The sequence below is a fragment of the Vreelandella hamiltonii genome (assembly GCF_014651795.1).
GTDB classification, from domain to species: Bacteria; Pseudomonadota; Gammaproteobacteria; order Pseudomonadales; family Halomonadaceae; genus Vreelandella; species Vreelandella hamiltonii.
The window spans coordinates 23,056-41,532 of sequence record NZ_BMXO01000008.1 but is presented as its reverse complement, the minus strand read 5'-3'; the positions used below and the strand labels follow the sequence as shown (position 1 = coordinate 41,532).

Below are 18,477 nucleotides of genomic sequence, written 5' to 3'. Positions count from 1 at the left end.
GCCTGATCAGTCGCGCAGCAGACGCCAGCAAGGGGCATAGCCAACCGCCTGCCCCTTGCTGTTTGAGGAAAATGAAAGTCAAGGAGAGTGAAGGGGCTTCACGACGCTACCTTCATCGCGACAACAGGACTGAGTGCACCCATGGTTCAACGCTGGCCTTTGTCATTGCGTTTTCGCTTTCTTGCCCTGCTGGGCAGCGTATTGCTGTGCGCCATGCTGGCACTGGGGGCGCTGAGTCACTGGCTGATCTTTCCTGCTCTGCAGGCAGAAGAAAGGGACGCCGCTCACCGCGAGCTGGATCGTACCGCCCGTGGCCTGGTCTTGAGCCAACAGCAGCTGCATGCACAAGTACGTGACTGGGCACACTGGGACGATACCTATCGTTTCCTGCAAGGGGATTACCCAGGCTTCACCGAGGTGAATTTTAGCGCGCAAATGTTCGAGGACATGCGCTATCAGCTCATGGTGCTTTTTACTCTCGACGGTGAGCTGTATCTGCTATCGGGCATCGACCCGCAAACAGGCCAGTTCAGCACCTGTACCTCAGCCACCGGCGAGTGCGCCTGGATGGCGCCTTGGACTCAGACCATGCAACTGGCCATCGAGGAGGGCCATGCCAACGAGGTCCACATCGCCATCGAAGGGTGGCCAGCCTTGCTGGCGGGTAGCCCTATCCTGCAAACCGACGAGAGTGGCCCCGCCGTGGGGTGGCTGTTCAAGATACGTGCGCTGAACGACTCATGGCAAGCCCTCATGGCGGATTACACAGGGCTGCCCATCGCACTGTCGGTGACGGACGCAACACATCCGCCGGAAGCACAGTTGACCTTCTCCGACGACACGGCCTATGCCGAACAATACTTCCCGACGCTAGGCAATGACAGCCAGCTAGCCTTGGGAATCGAGCTCAATCGCCATGGCTATCTAAGCAGTTTGACGACCTTCAACTACGTTCTGATATGGACGGCCGTGCTGATGTCCCTGGTCATCGGACTGGTGCTGCTGGTGCTGGAGCGGCTGGTACTGACGCCCTTGCGCCAGTTGACCCACTTCACCCAACAGTTGGCGCCAGCAGAGGCGGCAACGCTCACCCTGGTAGAGCGGCGAGATGAGATCGGCACCTTGTCACGAGCCTTTCACCACCAGCTGGACTGCCAACATCGGTTGAACGCCGAGCTACTGACACTCTCCACCCATGATCCGCTGACAGGCCTGCCCAATCGGCGGCTGTTCGACCAGCGCCTGGAGGCTGCCATCTCAGATGCCCAGCAACACCCGGTGGCCGTCATGATGCTGGATATCGATCATTTCAAACTCTACAACGACCATTACGGGCATGTGCAGGGCGATAGATGCCTTGAACAAGTTGGGCAGGTATTCGAGCGCTGTGCCGCTGGGCGTGGCTATCTGATTGCCCGCACCGGTGGCGAAGAGTTCAGCGCCTTGCTGCTCACCACGGAACCTTCGCAAGCTCTGCAACTTGGCCAGGACATCATCGCGGCCATCGACCAACTTGCACTACCCCATGCAACATCGCCCGTCTGCCATCATGTCACCATCAGCGTGGGCGTTGGCTCGCTGCAGGATAGCCAGACGGCTCAGCCAAGCGCCGTCATGAGCACCGCCGACCAGGCGCTGTACCTGGCCAAGGCGCAAGGCAGACACCGCGCCGTTCGATTTGCATCTCCGCTAGCCAGCGACGCCAGTTCCACGCACAATACGCCGCCATGAACGAACTGTTTGTCATCCTGATCAGCACCGCGCTGGTCAATAATTTCGTGTTGGTCCAGTTTCTTGGCTTATGTCCTTTCATGGGTGTCTCCAACAAGCTGGAGTCTGCCATGGGCATGTCTCTGGCCACCACCTTCGTGCTTACCCTGGCCTCCGCGGCCAGCTACGTGGTGTACCACGGCCTGCTGGTACCGCTGGACATTACCTACCTGCGAACGATCAGTTTTATCGTGGTCATTGCTGCCGTCGTACAGTTCACCGAGATCATGGTGCGCCAGCTGAGCCCGCTGCTGCATCAAGTGCTGGGTATTTTCCTGCCCCTGATCACCACCAACTGCGCCGTACTCGGAGTGGCGCTGCTGTCGCTCAACCGCGAACTGAGCTTCTTCCACACCACCCTCTATGGCCTGGGCGCGGCAGCAGGTTTCTCGCTGGTGCTGGTGCTGTTCGCCGCCATGCGTGAGCGGCTGGCCGGTGCCGATATACCAAAGCCGTTCCAGGGCGCCGCCATTGCCATGGTGACCGCCAGCCTGATGTCGCTGGCGTTTCTGGGCTTTTCCGGCCTGGTGCAGGGGGCATCGTAATGGGCGAATCATTGTCATGGTGGGGGGTCGCCAGCGCCGTGGGCGCATTGACCACTCTGGGCCTGCTGTTCGGGGCGCTGCTGGGTTTGGCCAGCGCGCGCTTCAAGGGGGATGAAAATCCCCTGGTGGAGCAAATCGATGCGCTGCTGCCACAAACCCAGTGTGGCCAGTGCGGCTACCCCGGCTGCCGCCCTTACGCCGAAGCGATCAACCAGGGCGATGCCATCAACAAGTGCCCGCCCGGCGGAGACGCCACGGTAGTGGCCCTGGCCGAGCTGCTGGGTCGCGAACCAGCGCCCCTGGATGGCGAAGCCCCCAGCGAAGATCGTGTGGCCTTCATCCGCGAAGCCGAGTGCATTGGCTGCACCAAATGCATTCAGGCCTGCCCGGTGGATGCCATCATCGGCGCGGCCAAACAGATGCACACGGTCATCGAAGACGAATGTACCGGCTGCGATTTATGCGTCGCCCCTTGCCCGGTGGACTGCATCGACATGCTGCCACGACGCAAGCCGTTGAGTCAGTGGGAGCCCATTATCAGCGACCGCGCAACGCCAGGGAGTGCTCATGTCCCGTCATGATTTTCCCGGCGGCATTTATCCGCCCGAGCGCAAGCAGCGCTCACTCACCGCGCCGCTGAGGGTGGCCCCGCTGCCTGCTCAAGTGGTGTTGCCCCTCGATCAACATGTCGGCAAGCCCGCCCTGCCCTGCGTGGCCGCAGGCGAGCGCGTTAAGGTGGGCACTGTGGTGGCCCGTAAAGGTGGGCTGGTATCGGCCAATGTGCATGCCAGCCTGAGCGGCACCGTGCGTGAGGTCAGCCCTCAGTCGGTGACGATCGTAGGCGACGGCGACGATGAGTGGCAGCGGCTGGCCCCGCTCGACTGGCGGCGGGCGGAGCCTTCAGCGCTGGTGGCACGCTTGGACGATAGCGGCCTGGCAGGTCTGGGTGGCGCGGGCTTTCCGACTCACGTCAAAGCGCAGGTCAGCCTGCAGCACCCCATCGATACGCTGGTGGTCAATGCCGCCGAGTGCGAGCCCTACATCACCGCCGACGACATGACGCTGCGCCACTATGCCGCCCAGGTGCTGGAAGGCGCAGCAATTTTGGCCACCCTGTGTGACGCGTCGCGTATCGTCGTGGGTATCGAGGATAACAAGCCCGAGGCATGCCAAGCCCTGCAGGCGGCGCTGCCCCAGGTGCCATCACCGATTCCGGTGACGCTCGAGGTGATCGAAACCCGCTACCCCAGCGGGGGCGAGCGACAGCTGATCAAAAAGCTGCTGGGCAGAGACGTACCCAGCGGCGGCCTGCCAGTGGATGTGGGCGTTCTGTGTCACAACCCGGGGACGCTGCTGGCGGCACAGCAGGCCATCTGTGAGGGCACACCGTTGGTCGAGCGCATCGTCACCCTGACAGGGGAGGCCATCGAACGGCCAGGCAACTACTGGGTACGTCTGGGCACCCCGATAGAGGGTCTGCTTCAGCAGGCGGGGCTGGCGCCGGATGCCCTGCATCAAGTAGTGGTGGGTGGGCCCATGATGGGGAAAGCGCTGGCATCGCTGGACGTTCCCGTCATCAAAACCACCAACTGCCTGATTGCCGCCACCCGCCAGGAACTGCCCCCGGCGCCAGACGCTTCCCCCTGTATTCGCTGCGGTGCCTGCGAAACCGTCTGCCCGGTGCAGCTGCTGCCCCAGCAGCTGCATTGGCACGCGCAAAGTGGCCATGACGCGGCTCTGGAAAAACAGCACCTGTTCGACTGCATCGAATGCGGCGCCTGCAGTTTCGTATGCCCCAGCCATATCCCGCTGGTGGCGGAATACCGCACGGCCAAACAGCGGATCCGCTTGAAGCGCATCGAAACCGCCAAGGCAGAGCACGCTCGCCACCGCTTCGAGTTCCGCCAGGCCAGGCTGGCCCGGGAAGAGGCGGAGAAGCAGGCTCGCCGCCAGGCGCGGCTTGCCCAGCAGCGTCAGCCGTCGTCATCGGGTGCCGAGCCCCGCGCCGCAGAGCTGCCAGCCGTTGACCTGCGCAGCTTGCGCATCGCACAGACCGCGGCCAGGGCGGCGGTCAAAAAAGCCGAGAAAGCGCTGGCTCGCGCCGTGGCAGAAGACCCTCAACAATCCCAGGAGGATCTGGAGATGCAGCTGGCCACTGCCCAGGAAAACCTGCTCGCCGCGGATGCCCGACTGGCCGATGCCAGAGCCCGCGAACGGGAGCAAACGACACCATGAGCATGCTCCAGGCCTCGACGCTGGGCCTTGCCCCTTCCTCGGCATCGATCATGCGCTGGGTCATTTTGGCGACCCTGCCGGGGCTACTGGCCATGACCTTCTATTTTGGGCTGGGGGTGCTGACCAACGTGGCAGTGGCCGCCGGCGTTGCCATGCTGGCAGAGGCCGCCATACTCGCCCTGCGCCGTCGCCGCGTGGTCGCTACCTTGACCGACGGCAGCGCCCTGCTGACGGGCGTTCTGCTGGGCGCCTCGCTGCCCCCCGGTAGCCCCTGGTGGCTGCTGGCGGTAGGGGCCATCGCCGCGGTGGTGGTCGCCAAGCAGCTGTATGGAGGGCTGGGGCACAACCCCTTCAATCCGGCCATGGTGGGTTACGCCCTGCTGCTGGTATCGTTTCCAACCTACATGACGCTGTGGCCAGTGCCGCACCAGGCAGGTTCGATGGCGACACTCTGGGCCCAGGTCAGCGGCACCCTCTCCGCTGCCGAGCTGGACGCGCTGAGTGGTGCCACGCCATTGGATGCCTTCAAGCATAAAGGACTGACAGGGGCAGATGAGTTCTGGGCGGCGGCTGCGCTGGAAGACACGGTACAGGCCTGGCGCATGATCGCGCTGGCGTGGCTGGCAGGCGGGTTGCTGCTGTTGTTCAAACGAGTGATCAGTTGGCATATTCCGGTTGCCATGCTGGGTAGCATGGCACTGATCGCGGCACTGCTCTACGGCCTGGACAGCGACCAGTATGCTTCTCCGCTGTTTCATCTGACCATGGGGGCTACCCTGTTTGGTGCCTTCTTCATTGCCACGGACCCGGTATCGGCGGCGACCAGTCGGCGCGGCAAGCTGTTGTTCGGCATCGGCATCGGGGTGTTGGTCATGATCATCCGCACCTTCGGCGGCTATCCCGATGCCGTCGCCTTTGCCGTGCTGCTGATGAACCTGTGCGTGCCGCTGCTGGATCTTTACAGCGCTCCTGTTCCTACAGGGCATCGTCCCACAGGGCACCGCCCCCAGGCGAAGCGCCCATGACGCTCTATCAATCCATGTGGCGTGGGGCGCTGGCGCTGGGCACCTTTGCGCTGGTAACGGCAGGCAGCGTGGCATTGACTCGGGCGCTGACCGCCGAGCGTATCGAGCAGCACCAGCTGGCCTATCAATATCGCCAGCTGCAGGCAGTGCTGCCAGCTTCGCTGGTCACGGACTCACAGGCATCGCTGCTGGAAGACACCTTCGAGCTGCCTGAGCCCGAGCGGCTGGGCCACCGCGCGCCCACACACGGCTGGTATGTTCACCACGCAGACGAGGCTGCCGTCGTTCTGCCGGTCATCACCCACCAGGGCTACAGCGGAGCCATTCACCTGCTGGTGGGGATTGACCATGAGGGCCGTATCAGCGGCGTTCGGGTCACTCGGCACCAGGAAACGCCAGGGCTAGGCGATGCCATCGAACGCCAGCGCAGCGACTGGATCACTCGCTTCGATGGCTTGACACGTCACAGTCTGCCCCCAGAAAGCTGGGCGGTGCGACAACAGGGCGGCGCGTTCGATGGCTTCACCGGGGCCACCATCACCCCAAGCGCGGTCATCAATGCCGTTCACGATGCCCTGCGCTATGCCCATGAGGTCCGTTTGCCCATCACCATCGAGGAGCCCGAGACATGACCCCATGGCAACAGCTGACCCAGGACGGGCTCTGGCGCAACAACCCGGCCCTGGTGCAACTACTGGGGCTCTGCCCGCTGCTGGCCGTGAGCGCCAGCGTGGTCAACGCACTAGGGCTGGCGCTGGCCACCCTGCTGGTCATGGTCGGGGCGAGTACGACTATCTCGCTGATTCGCTATCAGGTGCCCAGCGCGGTGCGGCTACCCGCCTTCGTGATGATCATTGCCGCCTTCGTGACCTGCGCCGAGCTGTTGATGGCTGCCTTTGCCTATTCGCTCTATCAAATTCTGGGCATTTTCATCCCATTGATCGTGACCAACTGCGCCATCCTGGGACGTGCCGATGCGTTTGCCTCGCGCCAGCCGGTACTTCCTGCGGCGCTGGACGGGTTCATGATGGGGCTCGGGTTCGGCTGGGTGCTGGTCTTGCTGGGAGCGATCAGAGAACTGCTGGGCCAAGGGACGCTGTTCCACAACATGCATCTGCTGCTGGGCCCCAGGGCCGCCGAGTGGCAGATAACGGTGATGGACGACTATCAGTTTCTGTTTTTCATGTTGCCGCCAGGGGCCTTTTTCGTTGCGGGCCTGCTGATCGCGCTCAAGAATGTCCTCGACCAGCGCCAGCGCAAGGCACAGCCCTCCCCCACCCACGAGCGCAGCGAACGCCGCGTCCGGGTCACTGGCATCATCAAATAGTCTGGAGAAACGTTCATGAATGCCCAGAAACGGCAGGAGATTTTTGCCCGCCTGCAGGCGGAAAATCCGCACCCCACCACCGAGCTGAACTGGAGCACCCCCTTCGAGCTGCTGGCTGCGGTACTGCTCTCGGCACAGGCCACCGACGTGGGCGTCAACAAAGCCACCGACCGACTGTTTCCGGTGGCCAACACCCCCGAAGCAATCATCGCGCTGGGCATCGAGGGACTCAAGGAGTACATCAAGACCATCGGCCTGTTCAACACCAAGGCTGAAAACCTGATGAAGACCTGCCATATTCTGGTGAACCAGCATGGTAGCGACGTGCCGCAAACCCGCCAGGCGCTGGAAGCCTTGCCGGGTGTCGGGCGCAAGACCGCCAACGTCATTCTCAATACCGCCTTTGGGCAGCCCACCATCGCCGTGGACACGCATATCTTCCGAGTCTCCAACCGGACGGGCATCGCCAAGGGCAAGGACGTGGTCGAAGTGGAGCAGAAGCTGTTGCGCCATGTGCCCAAGGCTTTCAAGCAGGACGCCCATCACTGGCTGATCCTGCATGGCCGCTATACCTGTATCGCTCGCAAGCCACGCTGCGGTAGCTGTATTATCGAGGATCTCTGCGACTATAAAGACAAAACCGAGCTGGCCTGAACGTTTGGGCCGCCCCAGGGAGCTGCCCATGCCCAGCACTGATCACAGTACCATCTCAAGTACCATCTCAAGTACCATCTCAAGTACCAGCAACAGCTCTGCCACAAGGCTTCACCAGCGCCCTATCCACGAGCGAATCGACGCGCTGCTGGCTCTCTCCCGCCAGCACGCAGAGCACTTCTGCAGTCCTGACGCGTGGCTGGCACGGCAGCGCTATCTGGCGCAGCACCCTACTTCACTTCTGGTGATGAAGTGCATGGATGGCCGTATCCACCTTCCCCATGCCACCCGCACCCCGCTGGGCATCATCACGCCGTTTCGCAACCTGGGGGGTATTTTCGACCTGGGCTGGCCTTACCTGGGTGAGCTGCTCACCGATTCGGTGCTGGCGGCAGCGCAGCAGGGGCGCGGCACCTTGATGTGCATTACTTATCACTACTCCGCCGGACAGCCACAGCGGGGCTGTGCAGGCTTCGGCTGCGATACGGCGGCCGCCCGGGCTCACGCATACGGCATTGCCGAGCAGGCGGGCAAACTGTTTGGCAAAGACCACCAGCAGGTGTACCCGCTGGTGTGTGGCTTTGAAACGGATAGCGACGCGCTGGTGATTCATGGCAAGGCAGGAGCGGTCCTGGACATTCGCGACTGGGTAGGCCAACCGGCAGAGGCCCTGGCCATCCGCCTAGCCACCGTCTGCCCGGATATGCCTGACGACATACGCCGTGACCTGCTACCGCTACTGGAAGGTAACCTGGCCCATGTCACTAGCCTGTATGGCACCGCCCGGGCGCTGGATATCGAACACCGCGAGTGGGTCATTTGCATTGGCCGAGGTTTCGATTTTCTTCACCTGCCCAATACCGCACTGATCATCGGCCCCTACGGGCCCGACCTGGCAGAACCCATTGGTACGGCGGCGGATATCATCGCCGCCAACATGCTCCATGGCCGCATTCCAGACGACGGTTTCATGCTACTGGCCTCGACCCCTTATCAACACAGCGGCGTCGATCGCGCGCGGGCAGAGCTGAAATCGCAGTTCCTGTCGCGCTTTGCCGCACAGGTGATCGGCCAGCGTCATCCTGAGCTGGCCAGCAAGATGCGACCTCACACGGCCGTGGTGCACTGGCCTACCAGGCGTCTGGACCTGCTTCAGCCCAGCAACTGACGATACGCCTCACGCCACTGGGGCCACTCCCAGGGCGACGTATCCAGCCGCTCAGGAGCGGTCATCGTGCCTTGTAGCCACGCGGCAAGGCGCTGATAGAGCCCCTCCCGTGTCCCATCGTAACGGTAGGCGTCAGGATAGAGTTCCGGAAAGCAGAGTCTGTCCGGCACCAGCGGCCACGCGCCACGCTGGGCAGCCTCCATGATGGCCAGCCCCTGAAACTCATGCCAGGTGGTCGACACGACGATACCACCGCCGTTCAACAGCGCCTGATACTGCTCCTCTGGCTGAGGCCCCCAACAGACGAGATGCTGCGCCAGCCGCACCTGCGCCTCAGCAAAGATGGCGGGCTCGTCGCGAAACCGTTGGCCCATGACGGCAAGTTCGAAAGGCACGCCCTCCTCACTCAGCCTGAACAACACCGCAAAGAAGTCCTCGGGGTTCTTGTCGTACTCCCAACGGTGGTTCCAGACGATGCGGCGAGGTGGCGGTGCAACGTCGGGCCCCTGCGCCAGCGGCTGCAAGGGCACCGGCAACACTTTTGCCGAACGCCTCAGCCGCTCCAGCGGCGCGGCGGCCGGCAGGTTCTCGGGCATTTTTTTCAGAAATTGCCGGACGCCAGTAAAAAAGGAGTCGCGGTTATAGGCGGTGTTGAATACCAGGGTATCCGCCGCCAAGGCCGCATAGAGATTGACCATTTTGGCTTCGACCTGGGGCACCTGTTCGCTGGACTCCGGGTAGGCAAACTGGTTCTCGTGAAAATAGACGATTTTGCGGGCCTGGCCCAGGTGCGGAAACAGTCCCACCAGCGTGGCCATGTCCACCATGGAGGTGGCCAGCACCACATCGAAGCGCTGGCTGAGGGTAGCGTGTTCCTTCAACCACCAGCTCAGCGGATTACCGCGTATGCGCCAGGCAAAATGGCGCGGTGGCAAGCTCAGCAATGTCCATTCCACATCCGTCAGTTCAGCCATCAAACTGTTTGCCCAGTAACGATGGCTGACCGCCTCGTAGGCGGAGAGCAGTAATACCCGCATCAAAATCCTTGCTGTTCAAGCTGGGCAGCCAACTGCTCCAGCACCTCAATACCTTGTACATCTGTCGGCAGCCAAGGTAGCACGGGGCGCGGCAGGTGGCGAAAATGTTGTTCGATGCGCGCCAGATAAGTAGCCTCCTGCTGCCGCCTGGCTGCCAGGAACTCGCCGTCGGCGTCTGCGGGAATCACCCGATTGATGAGCACCCCCGCCACCGGGATACGCACTTCCTCCAGCGCTTTCACCGCACGATCGGTTTCCAGGATCGGCAGCCGCTCGGGGGTCATGACGAACAAGAAGCTGCAGGCGCTTTTATCCTCGATACGTCGTCGTGCCTGGTGAAACAGGCGGCGGCGCTCGATCAGCGTGCTGGCCACGTCGCGGGTGCGTTCATCCAGGTCTTCCAGCGGGTCCTGGGTGGGGTCGTCAAAGGGCGTGGCCACGTCCCTGCCTCGCTTGGGGGTCAGATGCTCCAGCACCTTGCCCAACTCGGCGGATTTGCGGTTATGGGCCAGCAGCCCGTCGGTCCACGCGGCCATGGCCTCGGGCAGGGTCAGCAGCCTTAGGGTATGCCCCGTGGGCGCCGTATCGAAAATGATCACGTCATAGGGGGCCTCATCGTCCACCATCAGACGAGCCAACCGCTCCAGCAAGGCGGCCTCCTGAGTGCCGGGAGACTGACGTGTCAGGCGCATCTGCCGCTCCAGCTCCTGCATCATTTCTGGCGCTGCATAACGCCGCATCTGGGCCACGACGCGGGCAAGGTGTGCTTCCACTTCACGGTCGGGGTCGATCTCCATGGCATCCAGGTTGGGCAACAGGCGGCGAGGCGTATCGCCCAACTGCCTGTCGAACACATCGCCCAGGCTATGGGCCGGGTCGGTGGAGACCACCAGCACCCGTTTGCCTCGGCTGGCGGCCAGCACGGCCAATGAGGCCGCCACGGTGGTCTTGCCAACGCCCCCTTTGCCACCTACCCATAGCAGGCGTCGATTCAATACAGCGTGCATGGTCTGTCCTGATGTGCGGGCTACCGCTGGGCAAATGCCTCAACAGCAGCGGAAGTGATCCAGTGGGGAGTGCTCCATGCCCATGCGTCGATGCCAGTCATGGAAGCGTTCGAGCAGCAATGGCTGCAGCTCAAGCGTGTAATAAGCAGCAGGATTCTGCAGGCCCATCATTTCGGCAAACACCAGCAGCATGAACAGGTCGTCTTCATCGCGTCGCGCTCTGGCGATGGCGCCCCGGTAGCGGGCGCTGTACACCTCTTCGGTAAAGAAGCGGGCCTGGTCGAGCCAGGCCCTGAGCGTTTCTCGACGCGACGACCCGGAATGCAGATCATCGCTCATGGGGTTTCTCCAGGGTTATGCAGCGGCTAAGGCTGCTGCTCGGCGACTTCGGAACGCGAGCGCTTCAGCGCGGCCGCACACTCCATGGCCACCATGATGGCCGCAATCAGGACGACGATGTCCAGTACCAGCAGGAACATGTTGCCCTGATTCCAGAAAGTGCGCAGCTGCAGCAGCAGCGCCAGGATCGTCATCACCAGCAGGAAGCACAGCGGTGCCAGGGTGTACCACATGGGCCGTTTCAGGCGCACCAGCATCACGGTGATCACCAGCAATGTCAGGCCTGCCAGCAACTGGTTGGTGGTCCCAAACAGCGGCCAGATGATCAGCCCACCCGAGCCGTCGGCCCCACCGGCGCCAAACGCCAGCAACAGGCAGCTACCCACGGCCAGGCCGGTGGCAATGGCAGGTTTCTTCATCCACGGCTGCTGATAGATATCGCCCCACTCCTGGAAAATATAGCGCTGCAACCGCAGCCCGGTATCCATGGTGGTCCCGGCAAACAGCGCCGCCATGACCGTCAGCAGCGTCGCCGCCGTCACTTCAGGCAGCCCCAGGCCGTTATGGATGATGTAGGCTCCGCCCTCCACGAAGGCGTTGACGCCCCCCTGGCCAAAGGCACTGTACATGGCCTGCCAGTCACCCAGCGTTGCAAAGCCTGCCGTGGCCGCCAGAATCGCCGCCAGGGCCAACATGCCTTCGCCTACCGCGCCGAAATAGCCCACGAACCGCGCGTCGGTCTCCTTGTTGAGCTGTTTGGAGGTGGTCCCCGAAGACACCAACCCATGGAAGCCAGAGATTGCCCCACAGGCAATGGTCACGAACAACAAAGGAATGAGCGATGGCGTACCCGCAGGCACATCGCTGTTGAACGCCGGTGCTACCAGAGTCGGGTTCAGCAACACCAGGGCGCCGTACAGCACCAGCAGACCGATGAACAGCTGCAGACCATTGATATAGTCACGGGGTTGCAGCAGCATCCAGACGGGCAGCAAGGAGGCGATGGCGGCGTAGGCAAACAGGATCAGGATCCACACCGCGTTACCGGACATACCCGCCACTTCCGAGGGCATCTGGATCGGCACCGAAGGGCCAATGAAGATCAGGGCATAGAGCGCAATGACCCCCAGTACCGATACAACGGGCAAGCTCATGATCCGACGGTAGATCAACTGGCCGATGATCAGTGCCACGAGGATGGCTCCCCACACCGGCACGACCGCGCTGGAGAAATTCATCATGAGACCGGCAATGACCACCGCGAACACCGCGTTGACCATGAGCAGCACCAGAAAGATGACGATCATGAAGATACTGCGGGCACGCTTGCCAACGACATCTCCAGTGAGCGCCCCCACCGATTTTGCCTTGTTGCGCACACTGGCCCAGATGGCGCCGAAATCATGAATCCCGGCAAAGAATATCGTGCCGAACACCACCCACATGAAGGCCGGTGCCCAGCCCCAGATCACCGCGATGGCCGGCCCGACGATGGGTGCGGCACCCGCCACCGAGGTAAAGTGGTGCCCCCACAGCACGAACCGATTGGTAGGCACATAATCGACGCCATCTTCGAACTCATGGGCAGGGGTTTTAAAGTCAGGATCTAGTTGGTAGATCTTTTGAGCAACGAACTTGGAGTAAATAAAGTACCCCAATGCCATTGCACCAAGACCCACCACCAGCAAGAAAATAGCACTCATAAGCGCAGCTCCTTTAATGGTGATGCTTTATTGTTGGGCTTACTCGCTTGCTCACTTCGAGCGTTTTCATAGTGGTATGAGACGTCTGGCAAGTCCATGAAAAAGCCCTTTTATGGCTTTAAACCACTGCGAAAGTTGTAGACGTCATGGCCATACTCATCGAAGGTCGTCTTGGCGGGCTCGGCTTGGCTACCTAAACTTCTTCAAGAACCAATAATAACGTTGCGTTATCAGGAGCCCTCCATGGCCAAAGTCTTAGTGGTCGACGATGAACCCAATATTGTCCTGTCTCTGGAGTTCTTGATGTCCCATGCCGGACTCGAAGTAGTGACTGCCGAGGATGGAGAAAGCGCACTTTTACGTCTGGAAGATGCCTCCCCCGACCTGCTGTTATTAGATATCAGCCTGCCCGGCATCAGCGGCTTCGAAGTGCTCGAGCAGCTGCGCCAGCGTGAACAACAAGCAACGACCCAGCGGCTGCCGGTCATCATGCTGACCGCCCACGGCCGCGAAGTAGAGCGTGAGAAAGGCCTGGCGCTGGGAGCAGACGACTACGTGACCAAACCCTTTTCCACTCAGCAACTGATGGAAAAGGTCAAATCCCTGTTGGGTGAGCGAACGCCATGACCGGCAAAGGGTTACCCAAACGCCAGCGCCTCATGGGCGTATGGCTGCTGTTGAGCGGCATCAGCCTGCTTGGCGGGGCTATTTTTGCCGCCTGGCTCGATGCTCAGCTGGGCCTGTCGGGAATTGCCCGCGCCGCGCTGTGGTTGGGCAGCTTCTCTGGCGGCATGACGATTTTTCTGGTTGGGCTGCTGCTCGAACGCATGCTGTTCACCCCGCTGCGCCACCTTCAGGCCCAGTTGGCACGCTGGGTAGCCAATCCGGATGCCCAGGACGAAAACACCCCCGAAGGCTGGCTGAAGGGGCTCGGCCCCGATTTGCGGCGCCTCAGCCAGAGCTGGCGCGCCGACCGAGGGCGGTTGGCCACCGCTCATGCAGAGGGTGCGCGTAGCGCCACCCGCATACGTCAGGAGCTGGAAACACTGCTGCAGGTGCTGGAAACGCCGCTGCTGCTCTGCGACCGTCATCGCCGGGTCATGCTGTTCAACCAGGCCGCCGAGGATTTTTTTGCCGGGCACACGGGGCTGGGGCTTGGCAAACGCCTCGACACGCTGCTGCCCACCGTTGGCCTTGAACATGCCCTGGCCCAGTTGCCGGACGATGGCTCTCCCAGGGAACTGCTGGCCCCCTGCGAACAGCGCTGGCTGAAAGTGGTGATCCGACGCGTGCCCGGCAGCGAAAAAGAAACCCTTGTGACGTGCAGCGATGCCACCACGGCTTGGAACAACGAGATGGGCGTGCGCGCCGACCTGGGTAGTCTGCTGCCATCGCTACGCCAGCACTCTGCCAGCCTGGGCAGTGCAGCGGACGTCATGCGGCAACTGGCCACCCTGCCCCAGGACCCTGCACTCCGAGAACGCCTGGAGCAGGTCATTCAGGAAGAGAGCCATGGCCTGAACCAGCAGGTCGCCAGAATGGCCACGCTTCTCGAGGACATGCAGTACCACGGCGAGCGCTTGCGGCCCATGTGGTCCAATGACTTCTGGCAATCCCTGGATGAGCGACTGGACCCTGCCCATCGGCTGATTACCCCCATTGGCATGCCTGCCTGGTTCAAGGGCGATGCTCCCGCCCTGATCGAGCTGTTCGACTCCCTGGTGCGCTATTTACACAGCCACTTGCCCAGCGGCGGCTTCGAGGGCGAGCTGAGCCATCATCAGAAACGCGTTTACGTCGACCTGATCTGGCAAGGTGCTCCCGTGCCCGAGAGCGAGCTGGTACGCTGGCGTGAAGAGCGGCTGACGGCGCTGCCGCTGGGGCCATCGGTGGCCGACATCTTGCGCCAGCACGCCGCCGATATCTGGAGCGTTGCCGACAGCGACAAGCGCCACGCGCGTTTGCGCATGCCGCTACCTACCCTGGAGCGTACCGACGCTCCCCGTGAACCCGCCCCGCCACGGCCCGAATTCCACGACTTCGGCATTGCCCAGTTGCCCGCCCCGGATGATGCGCTGGCCAGTCGTCGGCTGCGCAACCTGGATATCGTTTCCTTCGACACGGAAACCACCGGCCTGGAGCTGCGTCGAGGCGACACGGTGATCAGCCTGGGGGCGTGCCGTATCGTCAATGGGCGGCTGTTGGCCAGTGACGCTTTCAACCATTACGTCGACCCCCAACGCCCCATACCGGCGGCCAGTACGGTCATCCACGGCATTACCGATGCCGATGTTGCAGGTGCTGCCACACTGGACAGCGTGCTGACCTTGTTCAGCGCCTATGTGGACAATGCCGTCTTGCTGGCCCACAACGCCGCCTTCGACATGCTGGCCATCAGCGGCCATGGCGTTCGCTTTGACATGCCGGTGCTCGATACGCTGTTGATATCCAGAGCACTGGACGAAGCGCTGGATGGTCACGACCTGGATACCCTTGCCAAGCGCTACGATCTGCACTTCCCCCCCGGCACGCGGCATACGGCGCTGGGCGATGCCCGCGTCACGGCGGAGCTGTGGTTGGCGCTGCTGCCCCGACTGGAGGCAAGAGGCATCGATACCCTCGAGGAACTGCTAGCCCTGCAGGCCAATGCCTTCGACCGTGAGGATGCCAGCGCCTCATGAAAACCTCCCGCCCGCTCTCCCGACGTCAGGAAAGATTGATCGCCTTGATCATACTGGCCTTGCTGCTGTTTTGTCCGCCCGCCCTGCTGATCATGGACCGTTTGCCCTCCTCATTGGGTTGGCTGCCGCTCTACCTGTTCGTGGTCTGGGGCGCGCTGATCGGCATGACCGCCTGGCTGGTGGAAACGCCCGGACGACGATGAGCATGCGTACCGACCTGGTGGTGATTGGGGCTGCCTTCAGCTACTTGGCGCTGCTGTTCATGGTGGCCGCCTGGGGAGACCGCCGCGCCGAACAGGGGCGCTCGCTGATTGGCTCGCCCACGGTGTATGCGCTCTCCATTGCGGTCTACTGTACCGCCTGGACCTTTTACGGCAGCGTGGGCCGGGCCGCGCAGTTTGGCCCTAGCTTCTTGCTCATCTATCTGGGGCCCACGCTGGCCATGCTGTTGGCGCCTTTCACGCTGCGCAAGATGGTGCGCATTGCGGCTCAGCAGCGGATCACCTCCATTGCCGACTTTATCAGTGCCCGTTACGGAAAGAGCTCTTTGCTGGGTGCCCTGGTGGCCCTTATGGCCTTGATCACCATCACGCCTTATATCGCGCTGCAGCTCAAGGCGATCACGGTCAGCCATGCGGTGCTGATGAATTACCCGTTGAGTGCCGACGCGACCCTGGCCACCGAGCGATTCTGGAGTGATCGTTCGTTCTGGATCGCCATGGTACTGGCCGTGTTCATCATTCTGTTCGGCACTCGCCATCTGGATGCCAGCGAGCGCCACGAGGGCATGGTCGCGGCCATTGCAGTCGAGTCGCTGGTCAAGCTGGTGGCGTTTCTGGCGGTGGGTATCTTCGTCACCTTCGTGCTGTTCGAGGGGCCTGCCGCCCTGTTCGCGCAGGCCGCGGCCATGCCGGAGCTGACCAACGCCATGCGCCTGGAGAGCGTACCCGGCGGGGCCACCGGCTGGGTGGGCATGCTGCTGCTCGCGTTTCTGGCTTTTTTGACCCTGCCACGTCAGTTCCAGGTACTGGTCGTCGAGAACGTCGATGAGCAGCACCTGATTCGCGCCAGCTGGCTTTTTCCGCTCTACATGCTGCTGATCAACCTGTTCGTGATTCCCATTGCCCTGGCGGGGCTGCTGCTGGATGCCGGAGACCCGGACAGCTTCGTGCTGACGCTGCCTCTCTCCGCAGGTCTCGAGGGCCTGCCCTTGCTGGTGTTCATCGGTGGGCTGTCCGCGGCCACGGGGATGGTGATCGTGGAAACCATCGCGCTCTCTACCATGGTGAGCAACCAGCTGGTCATGCCGCTGTTGCTCAAGGTCAAAGGGCTCTATATCGGCAGCCACGGCAAGCTGGCCGATTGGCTGCTGGGGATACGCCGAATCGCCATCCTCGTGATTCTGCTGATGGGGTATCTCTACCACGCGCTGATTGGCGACACTTACAGCCTGGTCACCATCGGGCTGGTCTCGTTTGCGGGCGTCGCTCAATTTGCCCCCGCGCTGCTGATTGGCCTTTACTGGCGCGGCGCCACCCGCCAAGGGGCGGCCGCGGCTCTGGTAGCAGGCTTTATCGTCTGGTTCTACACCCTGCTGCTGCCGGGCTTTGCCCAATCGGGATGGCTGGATGGCACGCTGATCACCCAAGGACCATGGGGGCTATCGTGGCTGTCGCCCTATGCCCTGCTGGGCCTGACTGGCTGGGATATTTATACCCACTCACTGTTCTGGAGCATGCTGTGCAATGTGGGACTGCTGGTAGGTGTATCGCTGTTTACCCGGCCCACACCGCTGGAACAGACCCAGGCAGCGCTCTTCACCGGCGCCATGCACCCGGGCCTGCACACGACCTCTCTATGGCGAGGCGAAACCACCGAAGGGGCACTACATGCCCTGCTCATCCGCTACCTGGGCAGTACGGCCACCGAACGCGTGTTTACCCAACATGAGCCGCTGAACAAAACACAGCCTGCTTCCAGCGGGCTGATCACGCGGGCCGAGCAGGCGCTGGCAGGCTCCCTGGGCAGTGCCTCCGCCAGCGTGTTGATCAATTCGGTGCTGCGCGGTGAAGCGCTGGACGTCGCCTCGGTGCTGAGCATTCTGGATACCACGTCACAGACGCTGGAGTACAACCGTCGCCTCGAGCAGAAATCCCAGGAGTTGGCCCGCGTGGGCCAGGAATTGCGCAGTGCCAATGAGCGGCTGCGCGAGCTGGACCGGATGAAAGATGAGTTCGTGGCCATGGTCAGCCATGAGCTGCGAACACCGCTGACGTCGATTCGCTCGTTTGCCGAAATATTGCGCGACACGCCGGATATCAGCGATGACAAGCGCCATCAATTCTTGGCCATCATGGTGCAGGAAAGCGAACGACTTTCCCGGCTGATCGAGGAAATACTCGACTTGGCACGCTTGGAAAGCGGTCGTCTGACCATGTCGCCGAAACCCGTCGACCTGGTGGCATTGGCCAGACAAAGCAGCGACGCACTGGCCCGCTTGCATCAAGAAGCAGCCTTGACCTTCCGGCTGGAGGTGCAATCCGAGACTGCCATGGTGGAAGCCGACCCCGACCGGCTGGAACAAGTGATCATCAACCTGCTGGAAAATGCGCGCAAGTTTGCGCATCATACCCATCCCGAGATAGTGCTACGTGTCGAGGCCCACGGAGATCAGTTTCGCTTGAGTGTGGAAGATAACGGGCCTGGTATTCCCGAGGAAGAAAGGGAGCACGTCTTCGAAAAATTCTACCAGCTGCAGCGTAGCGGACAGCCTCATGCCCAACGCCCAAAAGGCAGCGGGCTTGGGCTACCGATCAGTCGCGCCATCGTTCAACACCTGGGAGGGAAGCTGTGGGCAGACGCTTCCGACCTGGGGGGCACGCGAATGTGGATCGAACTGCCCGCCCTACCGTTTAAATGACTCCTCCTTTTTGTCAACGCACTGTGCTGCGATGTAACTGGTATGTTCCTGTGTTTGTACGTTATT

17 protein-coding genes are annotated in these 18,477 nt (G+C 62.0%); 13 read left to right on the top strand and 4 right to left on the bottom strand.

Annotated elements, in window-relative coordinates; all coding sequences use genetic code 11:
- Positions 1–141: 141 nt before the first annotated feature.
- The 9 genes from IE061_RS09625 to IE061_RS09585 are packed head-to-tail and all read left to right on the top strand — an operon-like array spanning position 142 to position 8,724.
- Positions 142–1,731: a diguanylate cyclase domain-containing protein gene (locus tag IE061_RS09625; RefSeq protein WP_189464015.1), complete on the top strand. Its 1,590-nt coding sequence runs from the start codon at positions 142–144 to the stop codon at positions 1,729–1,731.
- Positions 1,728–2,315 (top strand): electron transport complex subunit RsxA, encoded by a 588-nt coding sequence (gene rsxA, locus IE061_RS09620; RefSeq protein ID WP_016913743.1) that lies wholly within the window; start codon positions 1,728–1,730, stop codon positions 2,313–2,315. The genes IE061_RS09625 and rsxA overlap by 4 nt, the downstream gene beginning before the upstream one ends.
- A complete protein-coding gene (gene rsxB, locus IE061_RS09615; protein ID WP_039178126.1) occupies positions 2,315–2,896 on the top strand; it encodes an electron transport complex subunit RsxB in 582 nt (193 codons plus the stop codon). The genes rsxA and rsxB overlap by 1 nt, the downstream gene beginning before the upstream one ends.
- On the top strand, positions 2,883–4,550 hold the full coding sequence (gene rsxC / locus IE061_RS09610) for an electron transport complex subunit RsxC (RefSeq protein WP_189464016.1): 1,668 nt from the start codon (positions 2,883–2,885) through the stop codon (positions 4,548–4,550). The genes rsxB and rsxC overlap by 14 nt, the downstream gene beginning before the upstream one ends.
- Entirely contained in the window at positions 4,547–5,575 is a 1,029-nt protein-coding gene (locus IE061_RS09605) for an RnfABCDGE type electron transport complex subunit D (RefSeq protein WP_189464017.1), read from the top strand. The genes rsxC and IE061_RS09605 overlap by 4 nt, the downstream gene beginning before the upstream one ends.
- Positions 5,572–6,207 (top strand): RnfABCDGE type electron transport complex subunit G, encoded by a 636-nt coding sequence (locus IE061_RS09600; protein ID WP_189464018.1) that lies wholly within the window; start codon positions 5,572–5,574, stop codon positions 6,205–6,207. Before IE061_RS09605 ends, IE061_RS09600 begins: the two co-directional genes overlap by 4 nt.
- Positions 6,204–6,902, top strand: coding sequence for an electron transport complex subunit E (locus tag IE061_RS09595; protein WP_096923055.1), 699 nt, complete (start codon positions 6,204–6,206; stop codon positions 6,900–6,902). The genes IE061_RS09600 and IE061_RS09595 overlap by 4 nt, the downstream gene beginning before the upstream one ends.
- A gap of 15 nt (positions 6,903–6,917) precedes the next feature.
- Complete coding sequence (gene nth / locus IE061_RS09590; RefSeq protein ID WP_039178135.1) at positions 6,918–7,556, top strand: endonuclease III; 639 nt, start codon at positions 6,918–6,920, stop codon at positions 7,554–7,556.
- A 28-nt stretch (positions 7,557–7,584) separates the two neighbouring features.
- Entirely contained in the window at positions 7,585–8,724 is a 1,140-nt protein-coding gene (locus tag IE061_RS09585) for a carboxysome shell carbonic anhydrase (protein WP_229800859.1), read from the top strand.
- Here the strand turns inward: IE061_RS09585 and IE061_RS09580 are convergent.
- From IE061_RS09580 to IE061_RS09565, 4 genes are read right to left on the bottom strand one after another with little or no spacing between them, the layout of a single operon-like run.
- A complete protein-coding gene (locus IE061_RS09580) occupies positions 8,709–9,761 on the bottom strand; it encodes a tRNA-queuosine alpha-mannosyltransferase domain-containing protein (protein WP_189464019.1) in 1,053 nt (350 codons plus the stop codon). The genes IE061_RS09585 and IE061_RS09580 overlap by 16 nt on opposite strands.
- A complete protein-coding gene (locus IE061_RS09575) occupies positions 9,761–10,768 on the bottom strand; it encodes an ArsA family ATPase (RefSeq protein WP_096923058.1) in 1,008 nt (335 codons plus the stop codon). The genes IE061_RS09580 and IE061_RS09575 overlap by 1 nt, the downstream gene beginning before the upstream one ends.
- 39 nt (positions 10,769–10,807) lie before the next feature.
- Entirely contained in the window at positions 10,808–11,107 is a 300-nt protein-coding gene (locus IE061_RS09570; protein ID WP_016913733.1) for a cory-CC-star protein, read from the bottom strand.
- A gap of 26 nt (positions 11,108–11,133) precedes the next feature.
- A complete protein-coding gene (locus IE061_RS09565; protein WP_039178148.1) occupies positions 11,134–12,810 on the bottom strand; it encodes a carbon starvation CstA family protein in 1,677 nt (558 codons plus the stop codon).
- 243 nt (positions 12,811–13,053) lie between these two features.
- On the opposite strand from IE061_RS09565, the gene IE061_RS09560 reads away from it, so the two are divergent.
- The 4 genes from IE061_RS09560 to IE061_RS09545 are packed head-to-tail and all read left to right on the top strand — an operon-like array spanning position 13,054 to position 18,411.
- Positions 13,054–13,437 (top strand): response regulator transcription factor, encoded by a 384-nt coding sequence (locus IE061_RS09560; RefSeq protein WP_189464020.1) that lies wholly within the window; start codon positions 13,054–13,056, stop codon positions 13,435–13,437.
- Complete coding sequence (locus IE061_RS09555) at positions 13,434–15,491, top strand: 3'-5' exonuclease (protein ID WP_144982663.1); 2,058 nt, start codon at positions 13,434–13,436, stop codon at positions 15,489–15,491. Before IE061_RS09560 ends, IE061_RS09555 begins: the two co-directional genes overlap by 4 nt.
- Complete coding sequence (locus IE061_RS09550; protein WP_039178157.1) at positions 15,488–15,694, top strand: hypothetical protein; 207 nt, start codon at positions 15,488–15,490, stop codon at positions 15,692–15,694. Before IE061_RS09555 ends, IE061_RS09550 begins: the two co-directional genes overlap by 4 nt.
- 2 nt (positions 15,695–15,696) lie before the next feature.
- Positions 15,697–18,411, top strand: a complete 2,715-nt coding sequence (locus IE061_RS09545) for a sensor histidine kinase (protein WP_189464029.1) — start codon at positions 15,697–15,699, stop codon at positions 18,409–18,411.
- The last annotated feature ends 66 nt before the right edge of the window (positions 18,412–18,477 follow it).

What these genes read in the sequence shown, in the direction of transcription:
- nth (WP_039178135.1), top strand. Translation starts at nt 6,918, where the DNA reads ATGAATGCCCAGAAACGGCAGGAGATTTTTGCCCGCCTGCAGGCGGAA.
- IE061_RS09570 (WP_016913733.1), bottom strand. Translation starts at nt 11,107, where the DNA reads ATGAGCGATGATCTGCATTCCGGGTCGTCGCGTCGAGAAACGCTCAGG.
- rsxC (WP_189464016.1), top strand. Translation starts at nt 2,883, where the DNA reads ATGTCCCGTCATGATTTTCCCGGCGGCATTTATCCGCCCGAGCGCAAG.
- IE061_RS09550 (WP_039178157.1), top strand. Translation starts at nt 15,488, where the DNA reads ATGAAAACCTCCCGCCCGCTCTCCCGACGTCAGGAAAGATTGATCGCC.
- IE061_RS09565 (WP_039178148.1), bottom strand. Translation starts at nt 12,810, where the DNA reads ATGAGTGCTATTTTCTTGCTGGTGGTGGGTCTTGGTGCAATGGCATTG.
- IE061_RS09625 (WP_189464015.1), top strand. Translation starts at nt 142, where the DNA reads ATGGTTCAACGCTGGCCTTTGTCATTGCGTTTTCGCTTTCTTGCCCTG.
- IE061_RS09600 (WP_189464018.1), top strand. Translation starts at nt 5,572, where the DNA reads ATGACGCTCTATCAATCCATGTGGCGTGGGGCGCTGGCGCTGGGCACC.
- rsxA (WP_016913743.1), top strand. Translation starts at nt 1,728, where the DNA reads ATGAACGAACTGTTTGTCATCCTGATCAGCACCGCGCTGGTCAATAAT.
- IE061_RS09595 (WP_096923055.1), top strand. Translation starts at nt 6,204, where the DNA reads ATGACCCCATGGCAACAGCTGACCCAGGACGGGCTCTGGCGCAACAAC.
- IE061_RS09580 (WP_189464019.1), bottom strand. Translation starts at nt 9,761, where the DNA reads ATGCGGGTATTACTGCTCTCCGCCTACGAGGCGGTCAGCCATCGTTAC.
- IE061_RS09555 (WP_144982663.1), top strand. Translation starts at nt 13,434, where the DNA reads ATGACCGGCAAAGGGTTACCCAAACGCCAGCGCCTCATGGGCGTATGG.
- IE061_RS09575 (WP_096923058.1), bottom strand. Translation starts at nt 10,768, where the DNA reads ATGCACGCTGTATTGAATCGACGCCTGCTATGGGTAGGTGGCAAAGGG.
- IE061_RS09560 (WP_189464020.1), top strand. Translation starts at nt 13,054, where the DNA reads ATGGCCAAAGTCTTAGTGGTCGACGATGAACCCAATATTGTCCTGTCT.
- rsxB (WP_039178126.1), top strand. Translation starts at nt 2,315, where the DNA reads ATGGGCGAATCATTGTCATGGTGGGGGGTCGCCAGCGCCGTGGGCGCA.
- IE061_RS09605 (WP_189464017.1), top strand. Translation starts at nt 4,547, where the DNA reads ATGAGCATGCTCCAGGCCTCGACGCTGGGCCTTGCCCCTTCCTCGGCA.
- IE061_RS09545 (WP_189464029.1), top strand. Translation starts at nt 15,697, where the DNA reads ATGCGTACCGACCTGGTGGTGATTGGGGCTGCCTTCAGCTACTTGGCG.
- IE061_RS09585 (WP_229800859.1), top strand. Translation starts at nt 7,585, where the DNA reads ATGCCCAGCACTGATCACAGTACCATCTCAAGTACCATCTCAAGTACC.